Source organism: Streptomyces sp. LS1784 (assembly GCF_020103755.1).
In the GTDB taxonomy this organism is placed as follows: Bacteria; Actinomycetota; Actinomycetes; order Streptomycetales; family Streptomycetaceae; genus Kitasatospora.
Map to the genome: position 1 here is coordinate 14,962 of NZ_JAHSQD010000001.1, position 23,298 is coordinate 38,259.

Below are 23,298 nucleotides of genomic sequence, written 5' to 3' on the forward strand. Positions count from 1 at the left end.
GTTGCACCCCTTCCGGCATCCCCCGGCGGGCGTCACGCGGTCGTCTGTCTGCCGAGACGACCGATCCCGGACCGATCCCGGACCGATCCCGGACCACACCCGCCCGTGCGGCTGGGGACGCGCAGAAGGAACGATGGCCATGAATGCGAGCTCCTCTCCGCCGGCCCGGCGGTCGCGTACGGTGTGTCTGGCCGCTGTCGCCGTTGCCGGAGCACTCGGACTGCTCAGCGCGTGCGGCGGATCGTCACAGCCCGGACCCACCAGCGCGCTGACTCCCGGACCCGGGCAGGGCCTGGCGGGATTTCCCGGTGCCTCCGGAACGGGCGGTACGGTCTCTGTCAGCGCACCACCAGGCACCTCCCCGACCTCACCTGCCGGCGGCCAGCCCTCCGCTCCAGCGGCCGCCAACGCGGTGACGATCAAGAACTTTGCGTTCTCCCCGCCCACACTGACGGTCAAGGCGGGCACGACGGTGACCTGGACCAACACCGACCCCGACGCTCACACCGTCACCAGCAAGCAAGGATCGGGCGGGCCACTGCAGTCGGCCGCCCTGGCCACCAACGACACGTACAGCTACACGTTCACCCAACCCGGCACCTACCCCTACTACTGCACCATCCACCCGTTCATGACCGCCACCGTGGAGGTGACCCCATGACCGAGGACACACACGACTCCGACGGCGGTGGCGGGCACGGCATGACCCGCCGGCAGCTCATGCGGCACGCCGCCTGGTTCGGTGGTGCCGTGGTCCTGACAGTCACCGCAGGAGAGGTGATCAGCCACATCCCCGGATCGACGAACACGGCCCCGGCCAGCAGCGCGGACCTGCATTTCGTACAGATCTCCGACAGCCACATCGGCTTCCAGGGCCCGGCCAACATGGACGTCACCGGGACGTTCGCCGCAGCGATCGACCAGGTCAACTCCCTCGGGTTCCGACCCGACTTCGTCATGCACAGCGGCGACCTCACGCACCTCTCCACCCCCGCCCAGTTCGACCAGGTCAAGCAGATGCTGTCGCAACTGGACACCGACCGGGTCTTCACCGTGCCGGGCGAGCACGACTCGATCGGAGACAACGGACCACGCGCCTACCAGCAGACCTTCGGCCACAACACCATCGGCGACGGCTGGTACAGCTTCGACACCCACGGGGTGCACTTCATCGCGCTGGTCAACACGCTGCACCTGGAACAACTCGGCCACCTGGGCGACGACCAGATCGACTTCGTGCGCAAGGACATCGCCGGCCTGTCGTCCGACACCCCCATCGTCATCTTCAGTCACATCCCGTTGTTCGCGATGTATCCGACGTGGGGCTGGGGCACCGACGACGCGGTACAGCTGCTGTCGATGTTCCGCCGCTTCTCCTCGGTCACATGCCTCAACGGCCACGTCCACCAACTGTTCAGCAAGACCGAGGGCAACATCACCTTCCACTCGGCCCGCCCCACCTGCTACCCGTTCCCCCAACCCGGCCAGGGCCCCGCCCCACTTCCCCAGGTGCTGCCCGCCGGACGCCTCAAGGACGCGCTCGGCATCCGCACCGTCAACTACTGGCAGGGCAAGCACGAACTGGCCGTCAAGGACGAAACGCTCGCATGAACACCCGGAGCCTGCCCGCCCTCGCGCTGCGCCTGGCGCTCGCCGCCACACTCGCGGCCAGCGGATACATCCACGCCCAGCTCTACATCGACGGATACCGCTCCGTCCACGTCATCGGCTCGATGTTCCTGCTGCAGGCCAGCACCGCCTTCGCCGTGGCCGCACTCCTCCTGCTGGCAGCACCCCTGCTCCTGCGCATCGCCGCCGCCGCCATCGCCATCGGCACGCTCATCGGGTTCGCCGCATCCCGCACCACCGGACTGTTCGGGTTCTCCGAAAACGGCCTGCAACCCGCCCCACAGGCCCTGCTCAGCCTCATCGCCGAGACACTCACCCTGCTGATCCTCGCGATCTGGCAGGCATCCGAGGCCCGGCGACCCCGCCGGGCCCGGCCAACTGACGGTCCCGACGGGCACGAAGGCGACCCGGGCCGACAGCCATCCGTTTCCCAAACCCGGCCAGGGCCCCGGCCCCAATCCGCAGGTGCTGCCCCTCCGGCCCCTCAAGCACGCGTGGCTGCCCGGCCGGTCATCGACGGCGCGGACGCCGAGAACGCCCGGCGCCTGCCCGCCCTCGCGCTGCGCCTGGCGCTCGCCGCCACGCTCGCGGCCAGCGGATACATCCACGCCCAGCTCTACATCGACGGATACCGCCTCGTCCACGTCATCGGCTCGATGTTCCTGCTGCAGGCCAGCACCGCCTTCGCCGTGGCCGCACTCCTCCTGCTGGCAGCACCCCTGCTCCTGCGCATCGCCGCCGCCGCCATCGCCATCGGCACGCTCATCGGGTTCGCCGCATCCCGCACCACCGGATTGTTCGGGTTCTCCGAAAACGGCCTGCAACCCGCCCCACAGGCCCTGCTCAGCCTCATCGCCGAGACACTTACCCTGCTGATCCTCGTGGCCTGGAAGCCCTTGCTGACGGCGGCGGTGAAATCGAGAGCGGCGGCGGTCGACCACGTGGCGGGCCTCACTCCCCTCGCCGGCCACCGACGGCTCCATAACGTCCTGTGGCTTCTCCTGCCGGTAGCGGTGGTGGCCGGCCTGCTCTGGTACGGCCGGGTACACACCCCCAACTACGAGACCAGCCTCTTCGGAAATCGCGGCGATGACGCACAACTGCTGAAAGCCCAACTGGGATCGGCGCTCCTGGGCCTGGCGCTGATCCAACTGGTCCTCGCGCTGTGGATCTACGGCCGCCTGCCCGCACTGCAAACCGCACCGCACCGGGTCCGTACCACGCACCGCCTCATCGGCCTGACCGCCTTCCTCCTCTCCCTGCCCATCGCCCGGCACTGCATCACCGCCTACGGCGTCCAGTTCACCGACACCCGTGTGGCGCTGCACTCGCTCACCGGGTGCTTCCTCTACGGGGCCTTTGTCGCCAAGGTCATCGTGGTCCGGCACCGCCGGTGGCCCGGCTGGGCACTCCCCCTGGCCGGCGGCACCCTCGTCACCGCGATCGCCCTGATCTGGTACGCCGCCCCCCTCTGGTACCTGAACGGCCTCCAGGCACCCGGCCTGTGAGCAGAACGTGGGGGTACCTCTCCCCCACTGCGCATGCTTTCCGGCGCGCCGGCCGGCGGAAAGGCCTCTGCCCTGCATCCTGGGGCACGGACAGGAGTCCGGGCGCCGACACAACCTGGCAGCTCAAGGGCCGGCGCCGCCCAGCCCAGTCGGGCGCTCTCCGCACGCGATGCCCGCTCGGACGTATGGCGGGCCGACCCCTCCGGGCCGGGTCTGCGGTCAGCTGCCGCAGGCGCAGCCCGCGGCAGCCTTCGCCGCAACGGGGGTCCGGGTGAGGTCGATGCTCTGCTCCTCCGGGGTGCAGCAGGCGGTGGTGCCGCAGCAGGCGTCCGGCGCGCCGTCGGCGCTCTTGCCGAGGGTGTCGGCATCGGCCTTGACCGCGTAGACCTCCCAGGGCTCCTTGCCCGGGCCGGTGACCCATGTCTTGTCCTGGAGCGCGTAGCAGCAGGAGGTGTCGTTCTCCTCGAAGGTGGCCAGGCCCGCCTCCTGCAGCCGGGCAGTGGCGGCGGTGACCTGCTCGGTGGTCTCGACCTCGATGCCGAGGTGGTCGAGGCGGGTGTCCTCGCCGGCCTCGCCCTCGATGAGGACGAGCTTGAGCGGGGGCTCGGCGATGGCGAAGTTCGCGTAGCCGGGGCGGCGCTTGGCCGGCTCGGTGCCGAACAGCCTGGAGTAAAAGGCGATGGAGCCTTCGAGGTCGGCGACACGCAGGGCGAGCTGTACACGGGACATGGCGGTCTCCCCGATCCTTGGTCTTGTTTCGATGGATGTCGATACAGTGAGCTTGCCTCTTTGAATAGACAACTGTCAACATAGATGTATGTCGAATTCGGAACTCATGGTGCTCGGGCAGGACGACGCGGTGGCGTGCTGCTCGCCGATGGTCCGCGAGCCGCTCGGGGAAGAGGCCGCCGCCAGGCTGGCGAAGATGTTCAAGGCCCTGGCCGACCCGGTGCGGCTGCGGCTGCTGTCGCTGATCGCCTCGCACGAGGGCGGCGAGGCCTGCGTCTGTGACCTCACCGGCCCGTTCGACGTCTCCCAGCCGACCATCTCCCACCACTTGAAGGTGCTGCGCGAGGCCGGCCTGGTCGGCTCCGAGCGCCGCGGCACCTGGGTCTACTACTGGGTGCTGCCCGCCGCCCTGGCCAAGCTCTCCGCCCTGCTGCAGGCCCCGGCCGGCACCGCCGTCCAGGCTGCGGGGGGCGCGAGATGACCGCGCTGGCCCCGCTGGGCCGCCGCACGGCGGTCGAGTTCGTCGGGACCGGCGCGCTGGTGGCCGTCGTGGCCGGCTCCGGCATCCAGGCCACCAAGCTCTCCCCGGACGTCGGCGTGCAGCTGCTCGCCGACTCCCTGGCCACCGTGTTCGGCCTCGGGGTGCTGATCACGCTCCTCGGCCCGGTCTCCGGCGCGCACTTCAACCCCGTGGTCACCCTGGCCGCCTGGTGGACCGGCCGCCGCGGCGGCGAGGGCCCCGGCCTGCGCGAGGTCGCCGCCTACGTGCCCGCGCAGATCCTCGGGGCGATCGGCGGCGCGGTGCTGGCCGACGCGATGTTCGCCGAGCCGCTGGTGCGCTGGTCCACCCACGACCGTTCGGCCCCGCACCTGTGGCTGGGCGAGGTCGTCGCCACCGCCGGGCTGGTCCTGCTGATCTTCGGCCTGGCCCGCACCGGCCGCGCGCACTTCGCCCCGGTCGCGGTCGCCTCCTACATCGGCGCCGCGTACTGGTTCACCTCCAGCACCAGCTTCGCCAACCCCGCCGTCACGATCGGCCGCACCTTCACGGACACCTTCGCCGGAATCGCACCCGCCTCCGTCGGCCCGTTCGTCGCCGCCCAGCTCGTCGGCCTGGCCGTCGGGCTCGCCCTCGTCGCCGTGCTGTTCGGCCGCCCCGCCGCGCCCGCCGCCAAGGACGTTGCGGTCCCGCGGGGCGAACACCACCCGGCCGCCGCCGGCCGCTGAACCCCGCCCCTCCACTCCTGCCCGAAGGAAGATCCCTGTGAGTACTCCCGCCGCCGTCCCGTCTGTGCTGTTCGTCTGCGTGCACAACGCCGGCCGTTCCCAGATGGCCGCCGCCTTCCTCAGCCACCTCGGCGGCGACCGGGTCGAGGTCCGTTCGGCCGGATCCGCCCCGGCCGACACCGTGAACCCGGCCGTGGTCGAGGCCCTGGCCGAGGCCGGCATCGACATCTCCGCCGAAGTGCCGAAGGTGCTGACCGTCGAGGCAGTGCAGGCCTCCGACGTGGTGATCACCATGGGCTACGGCGACGCCTGCCCCTACTTCCCCGGCAGGCGGTACCTGGACTGGAAGCTGGAGGACCCGGCCGGCCAGGGCGTCGACGCGGTCCGTCCGATCCGCGATCAGATCGAGCAGCGGATTCGGGGCCTGCTCGCCGAGCTCGGTATCGAGGCCGCCGCGTGACCACCGCGGTGACCGTCACCGGGATGCTCCCCGAGCACGCCGCGCAGGTGCTGGCGATCTACCAGGCCGGGATCGACGGCGGTGACGCCACCTTCGAGGAAGCCGCACCGACCTGGGAGGCCTTCGACGGCTCCCGGCTCGCCGAGCACCGCCTGGTCGCCCTGGACGGCGACCGGGTGCTGGGATGGGCCGCGGTCGTGCCGGTCTCGGACCGGTGCGCGTACGCCGGGGTGGTCGAGCACTCCGTCTACGTCCACCCCGACGCCCGGGGACAGGGCGTCGGCCTGGCCCTGCTGCCGGCGCTGCTGGCCTCCACTGACGCCGCCGGTATCTGGACCGTGCAGTCCGGCATCTTCCCGGAGAACACCGCCAGTCTCGCTCTCCACGCCAAGGCCGGATTCCGGGTGGTCGGCACCCGGGAGCGTCTGGGCCGCCACCACGGGCGCTGGCGCGACGTCGTCCTGGTCGAACGCCGCAGTCCCGCCGTCGCTTGACCGACCGCCTGTACTCGCAGCGCAACGAGGCCGCCCAACGCGCCCGGGCCAGGACCGCCGCCCGCGTCACGCAGCAGGGAGGCCGCATCTGGTAGCCGACGGGCGACGGCGCTACGGCCGGTGGTCGTCGACCGCCGGCCGCGGGCCCGGCATGGCTGCGGCGGACGCTTGATCCGTTCGGGCGCAACGCCCTGCCCCCAGCGAGCGACGGCTCCGGCATGGCGTGAACTCCCGCGCGTCATTCCTGGGAATCATCGACTTCGTTCGAGTGTGCAGCCTGTGCCGGGCAGAAGGGCTGCGGCCTGATTCCATGAAACCTCCGAAGGCCGCTGAAAGTCGTTCGCAGTGAGATCGCACTGCCAGTGAACCGGTCGGAGAAATTCCTTGGAGCTGCCGGGCCTGCGTCGCACACCTCCGAGGAAAGGGATTCACGCATGAAGTACGGTTTCAGACGCCTGTCCACGGTGACCGGAGCGGTGGCCGCCGCGATCCTCCTCGCCTCGCCCGCGGTCGCCCAGGGCAGCACGGGCTCGACAGCTCGAACCGACTCCACCGCTCCCCGACTCCTGTCCGGGCACACGGCGGACCAGAAGGGCAGCACCGGAGGCAACAAGCACTGCGAGCGGGTACAGCGCGGCTTCAGCTCCGACGTCGTGGACTTCGGAGACTTCTCGGACACCCAGTTCCACCTGGCTACGGACCGCCAGGGCGAGGCGTTCCTCAATGACAGCCGGAACCCGGGAGCATGGGTTGACATCGACGTCATCCCCGGCGCCCCGAAGTGTGTGATCGGCACCGACCTGTCCGCCACCGAGAGCGGCGCGAACATCCCCAACAAGCTCTTCCTCAACGTGGAGAGCGAGGACGGGAAGATCTTCCAGGCCGTGTGCAACATCACCGGAACGCCGTTCAGCGCGTCGAACCTGGCGGCTGCCTGCGGCCCAGGGTTCGCCCAGATTCCGGGCACCCCGGTGTGATGACACTCCGCGCGCCGGCCCCGGTTCTCCCTCCCGAGGCCGGCGCACCTCTTCCTTCCCCTCCCCACCCGTCGGCATGGACGAAGTCGGTCCCGCCGCCGACCGGCTCATCGCCGACCTCGCTCCTCAACGCAGCTGACTCCTCCTCACCGTCGTCGACGGCGTCCTCGCGGGCCGGCTGAACCTCCGCCGTGACCTCAACCCGCTCGTCGCGCACTGGGGCACCGTCAACCACGTCCAGAGCCACACGGAACTCCGCAGCCGGCCCATCGGCACCGCCCTGATGAGAGAGCCCTGACGGCGACTGACGGCCGTCCGACTACGGGCCCTTCGCGCCTGGCTGCGCAGTGGCCTCAGACGCGAGGCGGCAGGACCTCGATGATTTCGGCGATGCCAGTGGCAGGTTGGGCCTCGTGCATGGTGATCACATCACCAGGCTGCAGATGCTGCCACTGCTCGGGCTGCAGGGGGGCCAGGCGAACGTCGGCTCTCTCCGGGGCCGAGCTGCAACGCGAACTCCACCCGAAGCCGCGCGATGTTCAGATCTTGTTGACGAGCGCGTTGACCTGGACTGATCACGCGGTGATGAGGAAGTCCAGAACGAGCGGGCTCGCGACGGCGCGGAACTCCTCGAAGTAGGCGTGCCGTGCGCCGGGAATCAGATGCAGCCGGGCACCGGGGATTCGGTGCGCGAGCAGGTGTGCGTTGGCAGTGGGGTTGAGCAGGTCGTCGCTTCCGTGCACGACCAGGGTGGGTGCGCTGATTCCCGGCAGGAGGTCCCATGCATCGTGCTGGTTGCTGGCCGCGAGGTGGCGACGCCGGGCGTGAGCGGGCATGCCCGGGTCGCCGAGCGTGTGGTAGGGGCCCGAATGGGTCGACAGCCAGTCCGGGGTGTACATGAGCTCCAGGAGGGCCTGCCGAGCCGCCGTCGGTCGAGGTTGCACCAGTGACCTGCGCACGTCGTTGTCGCGTTCGACGCCGTGCGGACCTCCGGGCGACGTGCAGCCGAGTACCAGGGCACCCACTCGGTTCGGATGGCGGGCCGCGAGCTGCTGGGCCACACGCCCGCCCATCGACGTGCCGTAGACGTCGGCCTGCTCGATACCGAGTTCGTCGAGCACAGCGATCACGTCCTGCGTGAAGACCTCGGTGCTGTAGGGCTCGTCGGGCTTGTCGCTCTCCCCCGTACCTCGGTAGTCGAGCGTGATGGTGCTGCGGACGGCGTGGAAGTCGTCGCGCACCCCGTCCCACCAGTGGTGGTTGTTCGCCTGGCCCGCCAGCAGGACAAGGGGAGCCCCCTCGCCTTGGACCTGGTAGGCGATACGGACCCCGTCGGGTGTCGTCGTGTGCTTCATCGGACCCTCACCCCCGACGGGCAGGGTACAGCGCGCACGTGGTGAGGCTGTCGGACACCTGACGGGGCCCTTGGCCGGGCGGAAGCACCCGAGGGCCGAAAGGAGGCGCCGTACCTCGGATGCCGTACGGTGGAGACCATGTTTTCTGCAGCAGTTCTCTCGCCGCCCGCCCTCTGAGGCGGGTCGCCATCGACACCGGCGCGTAGGCAGGCCACTGGCCGCGACGCGCTGATCGGTTGTGCCCGCAGACGCGAGACCACGACCATCTGCTCCGTCTGGAGATTCCTTCCGTGTCGAAAACTGCTGTTGCAATGACCCCTGCCCCCGTGGCGGCACCCCGATCAGTGCGCCGCGGCCTTGCCTGCCTGGCGTTCGCCGGCATCACCTGGGGCACTACCGGAGCCGCCGTGGACATCGTCTACCGGTCCAGCGACTTCGGGCCCATGGCCGTCTCGTTCTGGCGCTTTCTGACCGGCATGGCGCTGCTGCTCGCGGCCCGCGCCTTCCGCCCTTCCCGTACCGCGCCCAGGACGCGGCAGCCGCTGGGCCGCCGTGTGCTGCTGTTCACGGGCACCGGCGTCGGCTTGGCGGTCTTCCAGACCGCCTACTTCGCCGCCGTGCAGGACACCGGGCTGGCCGTCGGCACCATCGTCACGCTCGGGGCGGCCCCGGTGTTCACCGCCGCCGGTGGACGCCTGTTCCTGGGCGAGCGCATCGGACGCGCCGGGCTGCTCGCGGTCGCCGGCGCGCTGGCCGGCCTCGCGATCCTGGTCCTGGGCAACCAGGCCGGTGCCGTCCACCCTGTCGGCGTGGGGATGGCCCTGCTGTCCGCCGCCGGGTACGCCGCCTCCAACATCCTGGGCCGGTGGACCGGACGGCACGGCGCCGGAGAGGACCCGTACACCCTCACGATGGGGTCGTTCGCCGTCGGTGCGACCGTCATGCTGCCGTTCGCCTGGGGCGAGGGCCTCGTGCCGCACACCGCCCACCCGGGCCACGTCGTGCTGCTGATGCTCTACGTCGCCACCATCACGACGGCGCTCGCCTACCCGCTGTACTTCGCCGGGGCGGGCGCCGTCCGGGCGGCCACGGCGTCGGTGGTGATGCTCATCGAGCCGGTCAGTGCAGCGGTGCTCGCCGTGTTGTTCCTCGGCGAGCGGCTCACCGCTGCCACGGTCGTCGGCACGGTGCTGATGCTCACGGCCATCGCCGGCCTCGCGGCCGCCGAATCGCGACCGGGCGCGAGGAGCTGACCGCTCGCGCGGTGACATGAAGGCGATGTGGTGCGCCGGACCAGGTTCCGGCGCACCACACGTACGTCCCCCGGAACACCCGGCCGAGAGAGACGTTTCGTGCAGCCGAGCCTGGCGGCCGTGACGATGTGCCACTCTCACAATGAACAGTTGCGAGAGTTCTGCGCGATCCCCGGAATGTGTCCGGTGTGTCCAGGTCTCTGACTGCAGAGAGCCTCTCAGCGGCCGGGTGATGCTCTTCGCACACAAGGAGGGGGCAGCCGGGCGGTTGGCCGCTCGGCTGCCCCCTCGTCGTGTTCGTCAGTGCGCGGTGGGCGGGGTCACGAGGTCGGACGGGTCGGTGTTCGCCCCGCACAGCACGACGCAGACCTTCTCGCCGCTGCCGGGCCGGTAGCTGCGGTCCGCGCTCGCGGGGCGGGTCGGCAGGTCGCGGTCGGCGCCGTGCTGGTCCGGGGCGGTGAGCGCGGCCAGCGCGGTCGCGGCGCCGTGCTCGACCGCGACACGGCGGTGGTCCCACAGCGCCTGGCGGGCCCGGGCGATCCCGTCGTCCGCCACCAGCACGGAGTGCACGCCGTCCTGGTGGGCGGCGTGCAGGGCCATGGCGGAGGTACGGCGGGCCCCGAGGGAGTCGGCGGCGATCGAGTCCACCATGACGTCGACCGGGCGGCCGGCCTCGATCGCGGCGTTCAGCGCGCGGCAGTTCTCCGGCTCCACCGCCACGGTGCGGATGCCGTGGTGCTGGGCGGCGGTGGCGACGCCGGCGAACAGGCCGCCGCCGCCGACCGCGACCACCACGGTGTCCAGGCCGGGGATCTGCTGGTGGATCTCCTCCAGCAGGGTGCCGGCCCCGGCGGCGATCAGCGGGTGGTCGTAGGCGTGGGAGGCGAGCGCGCCGGTGGCGGCGGCGAACTCCTCGCAGGCCGCGAGCGCCTCGGCGTACTCCGCGCCGGCCAGGCGGACCTCGGCGCCGTAGCCGTGGAGCTTGGCCACCTTCACCGCCGGAGCGGTCTCGGGCAGGAAGACGGTCGCCCGGACGCCCTGCTGCTGGGCGGCCCAGGCACACGCCAGACCGGCGTTGCCGCCCGAGGCGATCGTCACCCCGGCGTCGGGCAGGGTGTCGGCGTCGCGGTGGGCCTGGATGAAGTTCTGCGCGCCGCGGGCCTTGAACGAGCCGGTGTGCTGCATGAACTCCATGGCCAGCCACACCTCGCACGGCTCGGCCTCACAGTCGTCCAGGGGGTCGAGCCGGGCCGTGCGGATCGCGCCGGGGTCAAGCCGGGCCAGGGCGACGGGGCGGATGCGTCCGGCGGTGCGGTCGGTGGCGGCCTTGATGTCGCCGTACGTGAGCTGGTGCACGTCGTTGCTCCTGCGATGAGTCGGTCACGACCAGGCGATGAGCCGGCCGCTGGTGGTCAGGCCGAGGAAGAACGCGAAGGGCGGACGGCCGCAAGAGTGCCGGCCGCGAGGTCGGCCAGGTGCCGGGCGGTGAAGACCGTGCTGTCCACCGCGCTGAACAGCGACATGTCACCTCCGTGAGGAGTCGGGGACCTACCGTGACGGTACGCTGCACCGTACGCTCACTCGCATGCCGAGGCAATCCACTTCCCTGGACCGGGCGACTCCCGAACCGATCGCCGAGCAAACCCTGTTGATCGTGGATCAGGACGGGCACACCGCACTCAGCTTCCGCACCCCCGCGTCCGCGCTGGACATCTCCGTCGCGTCCCTCCAGCGCCGCCGCACCGACCTGGCCGGCCTGCTCGACCTGGTCACCGACCACCTCGCCGCCCGCCTGCCCGAGATCGAGCCGGGCACCGCCTGGGCGACGCAACGGAGGCACGGTTCGTCGCCCTGTACGAGCTGCTGACGGACCATCCGGGCCTGCCCGCCCTGCGCGGCGACCGGCCCTGCCCGGGCCGCCGCGGTTCCCGGACCGGCGGCCGAGTAGATCAGCGTGGACAGCGCCCTCGCCTCCTACCGCGGCCAAGCCGCGTGGCCGGAGCTGATCCACGGCCGGCCCGCCGTCGTCCACCCGCAGCAGTTCGCCGCCGCTGCGGCGCGCGACAGCGACGGCTGGCCCGGCCAGCAGCAGCCGGAAGGCTGGGCACAGCCGCACCCTCCGCCGGACTCCTGCAGCTGTGTGCCGTGAAGCTCACCTTCGTCGGCGACACCTGGTAGGCCGCAGCCTCACGCGCAGGGCCCGGCCCGAACAGTGCGGATGACTCGGCTGTGGACCGCCGTCACAGGTGCAGGAGCAGGCCCTGGAGGGGTGCGGGGACCTGCTCCGGGTCGAGGGCCTCGGTCAGGAGGCGGCCGTAACGGATCTTGCGTCCCTTCTTCGTGCCGAGGAAGCGCCGCATCCGCTGGTGCGGCGGCCGGTCCTGCTGGGCGGGCTGACGCACGAAGATCTGCCAGGCCGGGAGGTCGCCCTCGGCCCGCAGGATCTCCTCGACCCGTGGCACGCCCAGCGCGCGGATGAGTTCGTCCTCCAGGTCCGCCGCGCACACGAAGAACCCCTCGCACGGCGCGCCGGCCCGTTCGAGACCGCGCTGGTAGAAGCCCCGTTCGCCCTCGTCGCACAGCCCGACGAGGCGCAGGCCCAGCCCGGGCGGCCCGAGCAGGCCGGCGAATCGGCCGACGCTCATCGCCCCACCCATGGGGACGACGCACACCCCCTCGGCGGCCAGATCCCGGCCGTGGCGCGCGGCCAGCGTCTCGACGGCCGCGAGGTCGCTCGGTCCTTCCAGCAGCACCGCCGTCCGGACCCGCAGCCGCCCGGCCAGCTCACCCGCCGGCCCGCCGGGTTCTCCCGCCGCCCAGCCGATGACCGCCTCCCGGAACGCCCGCATGTCCGTCATGGGAGCGATTCTGCCCCGCCCGGGCCGGCACGGCACGGGGTTTTCACCGCCCGCTCGGCGAGGTGGAGCACGGGCCACCCGCACTGGCCGCCACGATCGACGCCGCTGTGACGGCCGGCGGGAGTTCCTGCCGGGGCGGCGGCGGGCGCGGCGGATGCCGGCCGTGGGTCAGTGGCGAAAATGCGCTCGGAGCTACTTGGGGGCGGCGGCCATGGAGGTGACCGCGTCCGCCACGCTGGACCGGTAGAGGCCCATCTTGGGGTTCAGGACTCGTACGCCGCTGTCGAGCGGGAAGTTGCGGGTGTTCGCGAGGGGCATGTTGGTGCCGTCCTGGTCGACCAGCACGTTGATTTCGTTGATGCCGGGGGCGGTGCCGGTGGTGGCGCCGCTCGGGTCGAGGTCGATCACCGCGTACGCCTTCTGGCCCGCCGGGACCGCGAAGCGCGAGGTGCCGCTGGCAAGCACCGGCTTGATGTTCTTGCTCTGGTCGGGAGAGGTGGAGTTGCCCAGGTCGACGCCCGGGGAGGAGCTCAGGCTGCAGGCGTTCGCGCCGGTGTTACGCACCTCGATCACCCACTGGTTGGGCGCCCCGGCGCGGGCCGTCGCCTGGATCGCGAGGTTCTGGATGTCGCAGGGGTGGTCGGCGGCGGAACCGGTACTCCCACCGCCGGGCCGGGTACCGCCCGACGGGCTCGCGCCGGACGGCTTCTGCGCGGCAGGGTGCGATGCCGTTCCCGCGCCCGGTGCGCCCGCCGACGGGGCTCCGGAGGCCGGACCGCCGGCCGTCGAGGGCGTGACGGCCGCCGTGGCGGGCGCGGAGGCCGCCGAACCGCCGGCCGAGTCGGAATTCTCCGGCCCGCAGGCGGTCAACGCGAGCCCCGCAGCGACGACCAGGACGGCGGGGGCGAACAGCGGGCGACGGTGGTGGCGGACGGACATGATGACTCCCCGATGGCGGTGTGCGCTGACTGCGTGGACACCTCACATGACGGTCTGCCGACGGCATTTGGTGCCATGAACGGCGTCACAATCGCCCGGACATGACAGGCACCGGACTGTGACATTCGGTCGGGTGCAGCACGGTTGACACGGCGTCTCCCCCAGGCTCGCCACCCCGCCACCTCGCACCACTCAGCCACCACTGCCTGCCCCGACCGGAGGCCGCCGCACCACCGTCTGCTCGCCCCGAACCCGGACGGGATCGACCGTGAGATCCCGCAGACTCCGGCCCCTCGTACGGAGGAAGCTACCCCCCCCCCGCATGCGGGGCCGACCGTCGTGACCTGCGAGGTCATCAGCGTGGCTACGAGAACGGGCCCGCTACCGGCGGCCGACGTCTGAAGGCGTGCTCGGTGAATCAGGGCGGTAGTGGTCGTAGTCGTTCCACCCTGAGGATCGGGCAAGCTGTTCCCAGGCTGGCGAGGTCCGGCCGGTCACCTGGCGAACGAGCTCGCCTTGCATCGTGAAGGGCGGTGCCTTGTGCGGCTTCTCCAGCGCCTGGCTGACAATGCTGTCGTGCAGGACCGCCGCAGCGTGCAGACGGGGCAGCACCTGGTGGACGCGGTCCGCGTAGCCGTCCGGGAGTGCGGTTGGGCCGCCGCCCAGATCGAAGCCCGCGCCGAGGGCGACCAGCGCGACCTCCGGCCGCTTCCGCAGGGCGATCTCACGGTCCATGTGCAGCGCGATCGCGTCCCACACGACGTCCGTTCGCTCCGGTGGCACTCCCTGCTCGGTCAGGAAGCGGACTGCCAGATCGGCACCGTCCAGCTCGAACCGCTGGTCACCGTTGCCCTCGATACTGAGCCCGCAGTCGTGCAAGACGCAGCCCAAGAAGAGGAGTTCGTCGTCGTAGTCGCGGTCCGGTTGCAGACCACGTCGCTCGCCGAGGAGGCGTCCGTACAGATAGGTACGCACGCTGTGATTGAAGATCGCCGCTGGGACCAGGGCCTGTGCGTAGCGCAGTGTGTCGCGCGCAAGATCGGTTGAAGGGAGGGCCAGTTCGCAGTATCTGTCGCTCACGAGGTGGCCAGTGCGTGGTTGTTCGGTCGTAGCCGAGGACAGTGCGGTTCCCGCAACCCGTCGGGTGCCAAGCGTTCCATCATGATCACACCTCCAAAGGCTACTTGAGGCCAAAGAGATGACTTCTCAATGCCGAGGCATTCGAGCCATCCGGTTGGTTACCCCCTCCGCCCTCCTCCCCCGCCCGACACGGGCCGCGCGCCATCGCTTCGCACACGTGAGGGTCCGGGTGCGATCTCGGTCAGTTGCTCGGTCAGCACGCCGGTGAGCCCCGGCCGCTGATAGTCGGCCGTGCGCGCGAAGCCGTACGCGTACCCCACGGGGTTGCCGTCGATCTTCCCGATGGCACATCCCGTCGGAGGCGGCTCGCGTTCGTGCTCAACGATTCGGTGAACCGGGCAATGGGGGCCGATAGCGGTGCCCGGGGTCCGGCGACCGGCCTCGATCAGTCCCAGGGCACGCCGGTCTGCTGTCCACCAGGACAATCTGGCGTGAGCAGGTCACGCCCGACCTGTGGCATCTATAAGCGGTTTACATGAGTCTTTTATGTTCTCCACGTTGACCGCAGAAACGGCTCAACGCGAAATTTCACGATCGTCCGAGGTCATCAGCCTCCACTGGTCCGGACAAGCCGTCAAAGAGCCGTCACCCGCTCCCCCGGAAGCCCGTCGCCCACACACGCCGGCCTGACAGCATGTCGAGATGACTGGTGCGGTGCACAACGACAACAAGGGTTCGCCTCGGAACCTGATCCAGGCAGGAAACGTCCGCAACATCTATCTGGGCTCCGACTGCGCCTCCCCTGGCAGACGGTCGGCCTCCGCCGATGCCGAAAGCGATGTCCTGGACGGGCTGGCCCGCGAGGTCCTGGATCAGTGGCGGGATGAGGCCGGCATCCGCGGTCTGCACCATCGGGTCCCAATGGCGATCCCCTGGAAGCTGGAGCAGGGGCACTGGAGCGACCCGAACGCGCAGCGCCCTGAACTGGCCGGGCTTGAGGATCTGGTTGCCTGGGTCCGAGCGCTCACGCCGCACCAGTTGGTGGTGACCGGCCCTGGCGAAGCGGGGAAGTCGTCCCTGGTCGTCCTGCTCGTGGTCGAGCTGCTGAAAGCCAGGGAGCCCAGCTCCCTGGAGAGCGTGCCGGTCATCCTGTCGATGCCGGACTGGGAGCCGGGGAACAGCGTCCAGGACTGGGTCATCAGGCGCATCAGCGAGGAGTACGGAGGGCTCGTCAGAGGTCTGGATCAGCCGACCGTGGAGTCCCTGGTGCGGGATCGGCGGATCGTTCCCGTACTCGACGGCTTCGACGAGCTGCTACCGCTGGCTCGCGAGGACGCGGTGAAGGCGCTGACGCGCGCAATCGGCACGACGGACCCCCTGATTCTGACCTCCCGGCCGGAGGCCTACCAGCGTGCCGTGGACGACTCGCCGGTGCTGCGCAATGTGCCCGTTCTGCGCCTCTGCCCGGTGCCTCCCGAGGCCGGAAGGGCCTACCTCGCCCAGATGTGTCATCAAGATCGCCTCGGCCCCTGGCAGTCGCTCTTCGACGCGATGGAGAGCGACCCCGAAGGACCGGTCGCCACTGCCCTCTCCTCGCCCCTGATGCTCTGGCTCGCGGCGACGGTGTACGCGCCGAAGAACGCCGATCCTCGTGAGCTGCTCGATGCGACGCGGCTGCCCACCCCGAAGGACATCGAGGGGCACCTCCTGGACGAGCTGATCCCGACTGTCTGCGCACAGGGGCCCCGGCCGTCCTACCTCCCCGGGCCGGCGCGCCGTTGGAGGTCCGACAGAGCGCCCGCGTACTTCCGCTTCCTCGCCGGCGAGCTTCACCGCCGACGCACTCAGGACATCGCCTGGTGGCAGCTGCGGAGCCTGCTGACCGGGCCGGGCATCTGGGGCACCGTCGTCATCGTCGCCGTAGGCATCTACGGCACGTCGGCGAGCTATGCGATCGCGGGGCTGGCCGCCCTCCTGGGGGTCTCTCCCCCGCGGCCCGGGCTCGGGATCCAGGGAGTGGGCCACGTGCTCGGGGCCGTCGCCGCAGTCGCCATCATCGCAACGGCGTTCGGAAGGATCCTCACAAGGCACCTGTTCAGCGGCTTCGACGATCGCCCACGACGACGGGCGGCCGGTGTCAGTGGACGGCTGTTCCTGGCAGTATCGGCCGCGGCTACGACGGCCGTCGGCGTGACGCTGCCCGGCAGCACGTCAGCGAACCTGTGCGTCTTTCTTCTTCCCCTGCTCTCCGGTGTGCTCCTGACCCGGTCGGCCGAGTCCGATACGGCGGCCAGACCCAGGCAACTGCTGCGCGAGGAGCGCAGGATCGCTCTTGTCGAATCCACAGTGGTCGCACCGGCCATCGCGGGAACCTCACTGGCGTTCTTCCACTGGCTCAACGGCGATCCGCTCCTCATCGCCGGCGGTCTCGTCATCGGCTGGTCGTGCTCGGCCGCCGTGCTGATCGCCCTCAGTCGATGGGGCCGCTGGACCGCCACACGCCTCATCGTGGCGGGGCGTCGACGTCTGCCACGCGATGTGCTGGGCTTCCTCGAGGACGGCCGCCAGTTGGGCGTGCTGCGGCGATTCGGCGGGGTCTACCAGTTCCGGCACGCCGGGTTGGGATCACGGCTCACCGGTGAGGCGCCGGGCTGGATGCCCGGCAGTACCGCAGGACCACGCGAGGTGGTGCTCAGGAGCAGTTCGCGCAGTATCGGAGCCCTGCGGGCCTTGGCATTCGATCTGTTGGGGCTGACCGCCGTGTTCCTTCTGGTGGTCTCCCCGATGTCCTCGGGGTCAGGCTTTCAGGCCGACCTGCGCCGGACCTGGCTGCTGACGGTGCGCTGGTGGCCTGCGCTGCTGGGCGTGCTCGGCGTGCTCCTCCTCGGGGCACTGGCCTTGCGGGCGGTCGCGACCCGGCTGCGCATCGACAGCGAGGGCGTGGAGCTCAACGAAGGCCGAAAGCTACGGCTGCGGTGGGACGACGTGGCGGAGGTACAGGTGGTCAGGGTCCGATCCCGCAGGAACGTGGAGCCCGGCTCCCCTGGTCTGAACGTCTCGTACTGCCTCGCCATGAAACCGGTGGCCGGACGGGAAGCGCCGCCGTCCCTCACCGACTCGGACGGCTGGATCCGGGTGTGGGAGCTGGGCTCCACCGAAGTGGTTCCGCTCGACCTGGAGGTTGCGCTGACCCGGTTCGCCGCCGACCGCTGGCGCCGTGACGCCTGAAGCCTGAGACCGCCCCGCGCCAGGAGTACACCGGCCCACCCGTGGAGCCGAGGACGGCTGGAGGTCCTGGATGTCCACACTGATCATTCGCACGGTGCTGTGCGGCCGCACGGATCACACTGCCCCGCCGCCCGTCGGACGCCGCACGATTTTCCGCAGAAAATCGTGCGGCGTCCGACGGGGGCCAGGGCAGAGGCGCGGTGTCAGCGTCTCGGGTTCACGCGACCGTATCCATGCAGGCTGAACACGTCGTGGCCGCGGCCGCACCGGGTACGAGGAATTTTCCGCGGAAAATCAGCGGGTAGTCATCTCCCGGCCGTCGCTGCGGGCCCATGGCACCCACCACACACCCCGTGCTTCCGTCGTCGGACCACTTCACGGCATTCGACCGCCGGTGCTGCTGGAAGCCTCGACCTCCTCTTCGCCAGGCCAGCGCCCCTCTACGTGCAGCTGGATGAGTGCGGCGTGGGAGAGCGGGCTGCCGGGGTCGGTGACGTCCCCGTTGGTGGTGTAGTCCAGGAGTACGACGTCGTCCTTGTTCCTGATCAGCTCGACCAGGTCGGCGACGCGATGCTCAAGGATCCAGCGATAGGCAGGCAGGTAGATCCGGCGTCGGGCCGCCTCATAGGGCAGCAGCCGGTCGCCGTGCAGGCCGGTTCGGTGACCGAGGACGGGACCGTATCGACGGACCGTCCGTTTCAAGCCTTTCATCGTGGTGACCCCGAGCTTCGCGGGATCCACGTCGGAGTCCTGGAAGACCTTGAGGGATTGCCAGATCCCTTCCACCGACTGGCTGGTCACACCATCGCTGTAGGGGACCGGGATGCCGCCGTGCGGGTAGAACGGGCTCAACCGCACCCACGGCTCCGGGGCCTTGGAGGTGACGTCGATGATCTCCGCCCCGGGGAACGCGGCGGTCAGTGACGCCATCGAACGGCGACGGCTGGCAATACGGATCGGCACCTGAAGGCCCCCTGACTTGATGACATCAGCCACCGAGCATCCACGACGGCACTGACATCGCGCCCCGCCCGTGGAACCGGCAGCGCTCCGGCCACTCCGCACACCGGGCCAGCCCGGGCCCACGCTCGGGAATTTTCCGCAGAAAATTCGTGTCCACCGAGAGCTGCCCGGGCCGGGCGGGACCACAGCTCGACGCAGTCCGATCCGCTGCTCGACCGGCCCGCGCCACCGGCCCAGGTGAAGCCGGCAGGATCCGCGGAATTTTCCTCGGAAAATCGGTCGGCCGGGGCGGGACCGGTGACGCCCGGCCCAGGGGAAGCGGGATCGCAGGCGACCGCCCGGGCAGGGCCCAACACCGCATCCTGCGAACGGTGTCAGCACTGGTGCCTAGAGTTCGCGGACGTGAGATCACCTGAAGAGCTGGACACGATCGACTGGCCCTCCCTGGGACAGGCCTACGGCAATGGCAGCGACGTCCCCGGCTGGATACGCGCCCTGTACTCCGACGACCGGGACCAGGCGCGCACCGCCGTCTTCGAGTTCTTCGGCCGAGCGCTGCACCAGGGGTCGGTGTCATCGGCCGCCGTAGCGGCGGTCCCCTTCCTCGCTCACGCAGCCATGCACACCATCCACGAACGGGTAGCCGTGCTCGCCGCTCTGGCCGGGTGCGGGGGCACCGAAGCGGAGCCGGAGTACGACGACGAGGTGCAAGGGTGCGCCCGAATCGCCGCCGAGGTGACAGGGCTGCTGCACCTGCTGCGCGACGACGACCCACTGGTGCGCCGCACCATGGTGCGCGTCGCCCGCCGTGCCACCGGCGAGACCGTCCCCGCGGTGCTGCGCGAGCTGGCTACCTGCTACGCGTCCGACCCGGCCGCGGCCGTCCGCGCCGAGGCACTGACCGTCCTGACGCTGCTCGACCCGGACGAGAGCGCCGCCCACCGCCGTCTCCGGTCGGCCCTGACGGATCCGGTGCCGGCCGTCCGCGCCGCCGCCGCTCTGGCCCTGCTGGAACGCTCCGAGGCGCCCTTCCCAGCCGACGTGGTCGCCGTCCTGGCCGAGGCCGGAGGCGACCCCGGGTTCGACGTCGGCACCCATGAGTTCGCCCCGGGAATCGGTACCACCGACGAACGCGCCTGGATCCTGACCGAGGACGCGGACGCCCTCGCGACAGTGGCCCGCGGCTGGATCACCCGAGGGGACCACCAGGGCCGCGGCACGCGCCGCGCCCGACACCTGTCCGCGATGTGGCGCGACCGCGAGGACGAGACCGTCAGCCTGCTCACCGCCGCACTCCCCCACAAGCACGCCCTCTGGGACCTCGACACCCTGCTCGGCACGATCTCCCAGGACCTGCTCGGGGCCTCGCGTCCCGACCCGGCGCTCGGCGACAACCTCCTCCCCCACGTGCACACCGACACCCTCGCCGCCCGCCAAGCCCAGACGATCCTCGGTCACCTCGGGGATCCGCGCCTCCTCACCGACATCCCCGAGCCGGCCCCGGAGGCACTGGCCGCACTCGCCGTCCGTACCCGCAACCCCGAGCATCAGCGCCTCGCCCTGCGACACCCCGACGGCACCCACGTGGACGGCCTCTACAGCACCCTCTCCGCCGAGGAGGCCCGCACCCATCTGCCGGACCTCACACAGCTGCTGCGCCACCACCCCACCCGGACCCTCGTCCACCGCTTCGCCGACTGGGCGATCCGGGACACCGAACTCCTCGACCTTCTGGAAGCCCTCTCCCGCACCACCGGCGACGACGACCTCGCCACCGCCGCGACCGTCACCGCCGCCCGCCTCACCGGCGATCCGAAGACCGCCCTGCACCGCCTGACGCCCCGACTCGCGGACAGCGGACGGCAGCTGGAGGAGGCCGGACGTCTGGGCAGCGCAGCCGCTCCCCTACTGCCCCTGGTCGAGCGCTACCTCGACAGCGGCGACGGCTGGACCCGGCTGCACGCCGCCGAGGCCCACTGGCGGATCACCGGCGATCCGTCCGCCGCACTCCCCGTCCTGGCCGCACTGGTCAACCCGTCCCTCCCGGTAGGTCTACGTGCGCTCCAGGCGCTCCACCGGATCGGTCCGCCGTATCCGCCCGACCTGCAACCGCACCTGCTGCACTGGGCGACCAGCGAACGCCGTCTGCTGCACGAGTACGGCATCTGTTTCCCCGCCCAGCGGCACCGCGACGACGAGCTGCGCGAGACGGCACGCCGGATGCTCGGCTGGCGTGGCCGCCGGGGACGACCAGCGCCGGCGGGGGAGTAGGTCCGGGGTGCCGAATTGCGTACGGGTACTCATGAAGCGGCCGGCCCCGTGGCGCACGGTACAAACCATGGTGAACAGTGTTCGGCGGGGTGGTCGGGGACGCGGAGCAGCTCGCGCGTTGGCGGCCTTCGTGGTGGCGGGTGCGGTGGTGTTCGGTGGGGTGAGTGCCACCGGGGCCTGGGAGGGGGACCCGTTCCCGGGGGCCGATCCGGCCGTCACCGCCGGGCGTCACAATGACCGGACGCTGGCCGTCTACGACGTGCTCGGCGTGCCGGACGGACTGATGCTCGATCTGCGGAACAGCCACGGTGTCCAGGCCGACATCTACGATTGCCACGGTCGGGGGCTCGTCCACTTCCTCGACGACCTCAAGGACACCGCTCCTCACGAGCCCCGCACGGCCGCGATCAGCGCGGGCTTCACGCTCACCGGGCTCACCCACTCCCAGGCCGCGGAGGCGATGGAGCGGGCTCGCCGGGCCCTGGCCGGGCAGGGGTGGACAGCCGGGCTCCGCGACCTGTCCGGCGACATCCAGCTGAAGCTGAAGCCTCCGAGTGCCCGCCCCGGCAGCGTCTCCGGGAACGTCTTCGTCAACTTCTACGATCGGAGCGGCTTCTTCACCATCGCGGCGTACGCGGAGTGCGCCCGCTACCTCGACGACACGCCTGTGACCTCTGAGGGGAAGCCTGAGCATCTGGCCTACCTCTCGGTGCCGGCCCGGGTCCGCCGTGGGTGACCACGATCCGCGCGAAGGATTTTCCGCGGAAAATTCGGGCCCGCCGGCAGTCGGGTTCGCTGGCAGGTGACCGCCGGTGACCGGCTCATTGCGGGCGGGCCCGCACCACCGGGCCGTCCGTGTCCCCCGGCTCCACGAATTTTCCGCGGAAAATCGTCCGGTCGCATCCGGGAATCGAATCCGGCAGTCGGCGGGGGAGAGGCCCGGGGGAGTGCGACGCCACGGGCCCTGTGCTGCTCCTCGTCAGTGCGCCCAGGGCAGTCGTACCGCTTCGATCTCGGAGTCGTTCAGCAGCGCTGCGATCAGGTCCGGGGGTCCGGCGACCTTGGTGGCCCACAGATCGTAGTCGGTGCACAGGACCCATGAGCGGTCCTCGGCCCAGAGGTTCGACGGGCTGTAGTCCGCCTCGGATATGTCGTACAGGATCTCAGCGTCACCGAGGCGGCTTGCACGCACATGGTGGTTGTCGTAGTCGGCGGCCCGGAGCGTCAGCGGGTTGTAGTAGGCCAGGCAGCGGGTGTCCGGGCCCGCAGGGCTGTGCTCGGTGAGGACGGCGATCAGTCGGATCCAGGTCTCCCGGTCCAGGCTCCCCTCGGTGGGCGGGATGATGCCGACCGGCCAGCTGCCCTCCTTCCTGACCGAGGGGAAGCAGTGATAGGAGGGCAACTGCCCGTCGGGCACGACCGGGTCGCCGGTCCGGCGGGCGAGTTCCGCCCAGCGCAGCCGCCGCCAGCCGGGGCCGGGGTGTTCGGCCCGGCCCAGCCCGCCTCCCGTGGCGACGCCCACGGCGTCGAAGTCGAAGCCCGCGACGATGAGGGGCTGAACGCTCCCGTCCGCCAGACCCGCCTGGTGGTACTCGTGGTGCGACACCTCGGTCGGCCCCCGCTCGTGCTCGTACATGGCGTTGAGCACCCAGACCGCATCCGGCATCGCGGGCGGCATGAACCCGGTCAGGCCCTCACCGCACAGCTCCTGCAACCAGTCGGTCACGCCGGACGGGGCGAGCGGCCACAGGTCCGACAACAGGTTCGATTCCTCAGGCATGCGTTCATGATCCCAGCCACGGCCACAAGCCCCGCGAGGGCTGGTCACCTTGTAGCCGTTCCACCGCGTGGGGACGGTCCGGTCCATCCGGCCGGGTACTCGGAAGATGTGTCCGACACGAGCAGCAGGGCCGCCGTCACCCGGGGCGTGCCTGGCGCAGGGCTCGTACGGCCGGCTCGCGGACCTCGTCGGGCCCGTCGGTGTCCGGGACGCCCTGGCGGGACGGTGGTCCTACGGTCACTCGTCCTTGGCGAGAGTAGCGAGGGCGGCACCTGCGTCACGGTAGCCCTCGACGGATGCCAGTGCTTCTGCGGCCTGCAGACGATGGTCGGCGTCAGCGTCGAGCTGGAGGGCGAACTCCACCAGCCCGTTCTCGCCTTGAGTGATCTGCGGTCTGCCCAGGAAGCGCGGGTGAGCAGGGCTTTGGCCCGGGGCAGCCTTCAAGGGGGAGCCGCGCGGAGAGTGCTGGTGAGCACCATGCGGTGGTGGGGCCCCGCCCGGGGAGGACCGGGCCCCACCCCCCCAAGACACCGATCAGGCCCGCGGG

22 protein-coding genes are annotated in these 23,298 nt (G+C 70.7%); 14 read left to right on the forward strand and 8 right to left on the reverse strand.

Annotation, left to right across the window (positions count from 1 at the left end):
- The first annotated feature begins 139 nt into the window (after nucleotides 1-139).
- From KS423_RS47075 to KS423_RS00075, 3 genes are read left to right on the forward strand one after another with little or no spacing between them, the layout of a single operon-like run.
- Complete coding sequence (locus tag KS423_RS47075; RefSeq protein WP_263454305.1) at nucleotides 140-661, forward strand: cupredoxin family copper-binding protein; 522 nt, start codon at nucleotides 140-142, stop codon at nucleotides 659-661.
- Nucleotides 658-1,611: a metallophosphoesterase gene (locus tag KS423_RS00070; protein WP_224273008.1), complete on the forward strand. Its 954-nt coding sequence runs from the start codon at nucleotides 658-660 to the stop codon at nucleotides 1,609-1,611. The genes KS423_RS47075 and KS423_RS00070 overlap by 4 nt, the downstream gene beginning before the upstream one ends.
- Complete coding sequence (locus KS423_RS00075; protein WP_224273009.1) at nucleotides 1,608-3,137, forward strand: DUF6529 family protein; 1,530 nt, start codon at nucleotides 1,608-1,610, stop codon at nucleotides 3,135-3,137. Before KS423_RS00070 ends, KS423_RS00075 begins: the two co-directional genes overlap by 4 nt.
- Nucleotides 3,138-3,356: 219 nt before the next feature.
- Here KS423_RS00075 and KS423_RS00080 read toward each other — a convergent pair whose 3' ends face one another.
- A complete protein-coding gene (locus tag KS423_RS00080) occupies nucleotides 3,357-3,866 on the reverse strand; it encodes an ArsI/CadI family heavy metal resistance metalloenzyme (protein ID WP_224273010.1) in 510 nt (169 codons plus the stop codon).
- Nucleotides 3,867-3,954: 88 nt separating this feature from the next.
- On the opposite strand from KS423_RS00080, the gene KS423_RS00085 reads away from it, so the two are divergent.
- The 5 genes from KS423_RS00085 (at nucleotide 3,955) to KS423_RS00105 (ending at nucleotide 7,024) form a co-directional block, all read left to right on the forward strand.
- Nucleotides 3,955-4,347 (forward strand): helix-turn-helix transcriptional regulator, encoded by a 393-nt coding sequence (locus tag KS423_RS00085; RefSeq protein WP_224273011.1) that lies wholly within the window; start codon nucleotides 3,955-3,957, stop codon nucleotides 4,345-4,347.
- The gene (locus tag KS423_RS00090; RefSeq protein ID WP_224273012.1) at nucleotides 4,344-5,093 is read left to right on the forward strand and encodes an MIP/aquaporin family protein; all 750 of its coding nucleotides are present in this window, start codon (nucleotides 4,344-4,346) and stop codon (nucleotides 5,091-5,093) included. Before KS423_RS00085 ends, KS423_RS00090 begins: the two co-directional genes overlap by 4 nt.
- A 37-nt stretch (nucleotides 5,094-5,130) precedes the next feature.
- On the forward strand, nucleotides 5,131-5,553 hold the full coding sequence (locus tag KS423_RS00095) for an arsenate reductase ArsC (RefSeq protein ID WP_224273013.1): 423 nt from the start codon (nucleotides 5,131-5,133) through the stop codon (nucleotides 5,551-5,553).
- 23 nt (nucleotides 5,554-5,576) lie between these two features.
- Nucleotides 5,577-6,047: a GNAT family N-acetyltransferase gene (locus tag KS423_RS00100; protein WP_224273240.1), complete on the forward strand. Its 471-nt coding sequence runs from the start codon at nucleotides 5,577-5,579 to the stop codon at nucleotides 6,045-6,047.
- Nucleotides 6,048-6,481: 434 nt separating this feature from the next.
- Entirely contained in the window at nucleotides 6,482-7,024 is a 543-nt protein-coding gene (locus KS423_RS00105) for a hypothetical protein (RefSeq protein ID WP_224273014.1), read from the forward strand.
- A gap of 575 nt (nucleotides 7,025-7,599) precedes the next feature.
- Here the strand turns inward: KS423_RS00105 and KS423_RS00110 are convergent.
- Nucleotides 7,600-8,379 carry an alpha/beta fold hydrolase gene (locus KS423_RS00110; protein WP_224273015.1) on the reverse strand — a complete coding sequence of 260 codons (780 nt, stop codon included), beginning with the start codon at nucleotides 8,377-8,379 and terminating at the stop codon, nucleotides 7,600-7,602.
- Nucleotides 8,380-8,690: 311 nt separating this feature from the next.
- Between KS423_RS00110 and KS423_RS00115 the strand changes: the two genes are divergently transcribed.
- Nucleotides 8,691-9,632, forward strand: a complete 942-nt coding sequence (locus tag KS423_RS00115) for a DMT family transporter (protein ID WP_224273023.1) — start codon at nucleotides 8,691-8,693, stop codon at nucleotides 9,630-9,632.
- Nucleotides 9,633-9,932: 300 nt separating this feature from the next.
- Here KS423_RS00115 and KS423_RS00120 read toward each other — a convergent pair whose 3' ends face one another.
- Nucleotides 9,933-10,988, reverse strand: a complete 1,056-nt coding sequence (locus KS423_RS00120; RefSeq protein WP_224273032.1) for a threonine/serine dehydratase — start codon at nucleotides 10,986-10,988, stop codon at nucleotides 9,933-9,935.
- 229 nt (nucleotides 10,989-11,217) lie between these two features.
- On the opposite strand from KS423_RS00120, the gene KS423_RS00125 reads away from it, so the two are divergent.
- The gene (locus KS423_RS00125; protein ID WP_224273034.1) at nucleotides 11,218-11,499 is read left to right on the forward strand and encodes a hypothetical protein; all 282 of its coding nucleotides are present in this window, start codon (nucleotides 11,218-11,220) and stop codon (nucleotides 11,497-11,499) included.
- 87 nt (nucleotides 11,500-11,586) lie between these two features.
- Nucleotides 11,587-11,781: a hypothetical protein gene (locus tag KS423_RS00130; RefSeq protein ID WP_224273036.1), complete on the forward strand. Its 195-nt coding sequence runs from the start codon at nucleotides 11,587-11,589 to the stop codon at nucleotides 11,779-11,781.
- 91 nt (nucleotides 11,782-11,872) lie between these two features.
- On the opposite strand, the gene KS423_RS00135 is transcribed toward KS423_RS00130, so the two are convergent.
- From KS423_RS00135 to KS423_RS00145, 3 genes are all read right to left on the reverse strand, one after another.
- Nucleotides 11,873-12,490 carry a TOPRIM nucleotidyl transferase/hydrolase domain-containing protein gene (locus tag KS423_RS00135; RefSeq protein WP_224273038.1) on the reverse strand — a complete coding sequence of 206 codons (618 nt, stop codon included), beginning with the start codon at nucleotides 12,488-12,490 and terminating at the stop codon, nucleotides 11,873-11,875.
- Nucleotides 12,491-12,682: 192 nt separating this feature from the next.
- Nucleotides 12,683-13,429: a DUF4232 domain-containing protein gene (locus KS423_RS00140; protein ID WP_224273040.1), complete on the reverse strand. Its 747-nt coding sequence runs from the start codon at nucleotides 13,427-13,429 to the stop codon at nucleotides 12,683-12,685.
- 381 nt (nucleotides 13,430-13,810) lie between these two features.
- Nucleotides 13,811-14,509, reverse strand: a complete 699-nt coding sequence (locus KS423_RS00145; RefSeq protein ID WP_224273048.1) for an HD domain-containing protein — start codon at nucleotides 14,507-14,509, stop codon at nucleotides 13,811-13,813.
- 702 nt (nucleotides 14,510-15,211) lie between these two features.
- Between KS423_RS00145 and KS423_RS00150 the strand changes: the two genes are divergently transcribed.
- Nucleotides 15,212-17,737: a hypothetical protein gene (locus KS423_RS00150; protein ID WP_224273057.1), complete on the forward strand. Its 2,526-nt coding sequence runs from the start codon at nucleotides 15,212-15,214 to the stop codon at nucleotides 17,735-17,737.
- Between the two features lie 375 nt (nucleotides 17,738-18,112).
- Here KS423_RS00150 and KS423_RS00155 read toward each other — a convergent pair whose 3' ends face one another.
- A complete protein-coding gene (locus KS423_RS00155; RefSeq protein ID WP_224273059.1) occupies nucleotides 18,113-18,733 on the reverse strand; it encodes a hypothetical protein in 621 nt (206 codons plus the stop codon).
- A gap of 369 nt (nucleotides 18,734-19,102) precedes the next feature.
- Here KS423_RS00155 and KS423_RS00160 point away from each other — a divergent pair, with 369 nt between their 5' ends.
- Nucleotides 19,103-20,971, forward strand: a complete 1,869-nt coding sequence (locus tag KS423_RS00160; RefSeq protein ID WP_224273061.1) for a HEAT repeat domain-containing protein — start codon at nucleotides 19,103-19,105, stop codon at nucleotides 20,969-20,971.
- Between the two features lie 67 nt (nucleotides 20,972-21,038).
- Nucleotides 21,039-21,707: a hypothetical protein gene (locus KS423_RS00165; protein WP_224273063.1), complete on the forward strand. Its 669-nt coding sequence runs from the start codon at nucleotides 21,039-21,041 to the stop codon at nucleotides 21,705-21,707.
- 243 nt (nucleotides 21,708-21,950) lie between these two features.
- Here KS423_RS00165 and KS423_RS00170 read toward each other — a convergent pair whose 3' ends face one another.
- A complete protein-coding gene (locus KS423_RS00170) occupies nucleotides 21,951-22,751 on the reverse strand; it encodes a hypothetical protein (RefSeq protein ID WP_224273065.1) in 801 nt (266 codons plus the stop codon).
- Nucleotides 22,752-23,298: the final 547 nt, after the last annotated feature.

Coding starts and splice junctions, on each gene's coding strand:
- KS423_RS47075 (WP_263454305.1), top strand. CDS start 140: ATGAATGCGAGCTCCTCTCCGCCGGCCCGGCGGTCGCGTACGGTGTGT.
- KS423_RS00070 (WP_224273008.1), top strand. CDS start 658: ATGACCGAGGACACACACGACTCCGACGGCGGTGGCGGGCACGGCATG.
- KS423_RS00075 (WP_224273009.1), top strand. CDS start 1,608: ATGAACACCCGGAGCCTGCCCGCCCTCGCGCTGCGCCTGGCGCTCGCC.
- KS423_RS00080 (WP_224273010.1), bottom strand. CDS start 3,866: ATGTCCCGTGTACAGCTCGCCCTGCGTGTCGCCGACCTCGAAGGCTCC.
- KS423_RS00085 (WP_224273011.1), top strand. CDS start 3,955: ATGTCGAATTCGGAACTCATGGTGCTCGGGCAGGACGACGCGGTGGCG.
- KS423_RS00090 (WP_224273012.1), top strand. CDS start 4,344: ATGACCGCGCTGGCCCCGCTGGGCCGCCGCACGGCGGTCGAGTTCGTC.
- KS423_RS00100 (WP_224273240.1), top strand. CDS start 5,577: ATGCTCCCCGAGCACGCCGCGCAGGTGCTGGCGATCTACCAGGCCGGG.
- KS423_RS00105 (WP_224273014.1), top strand. CDS start 6,482: ATGAAGTACGGTTTCAGACGCCTGTCCACGGTGACCGGAGCGGTGGCC.
- KS423_RS00110 (WP_224273015.1), bottom strand. CDS start 8,379: ATGAAGCACACGACGACACCCGACGGGGTCCGTATCGCCTACCAGGTC.
- KS423_RS00115 (WP_224273023.1), top strand. CDS start 8,691: ATGACCCCTGCCCCCGTGGCGGCACCCCGATCAGTGCGCCGCGGCCTT.
- KS423_RS00125 (WP_224273034.1), top strand. CDS start 11,218: ATGCCGAGGCAATCCACTTCCCTGGACCGGGCGACTCCCGAACCGATC.
- KS423_RS00135 (WP_224273038.1), bottom strand. CDS start 12,490: ATGACGGACATGCGGGCGTTCCGGGAGGCGGTCATCGGCTGGGCGGCG.
- KS423_RS00140 (WP_224273040.1), bottom strand. CDS start 13,429: ATGTCCGTCCGCCACCACCGTCGCCCGCTGTTCGCCCCCGCCGTCCTG.
- KS423_RS00150 (WP_224273057.1), top strand. CDS start 15,212: ATGACTGGTGCGGTGCACAACGACAACAAGGGTTCGCCTCGGAACCTG.
- KS423_RS00165 (WP_224273063.1), top strand. CDS start 21,039: ATGGTGAACAGTGTTCGGCGGGGTGGTCGGGGACGCGGAGCAGCTCGC.
- KS423_RS00170 (WP_224273065.1), bottom strand. CDS start 22,751: ATGCCTGAGGAATCGAACCTGTTGTCGGACCTGTGGCCGCTCGCCCCG.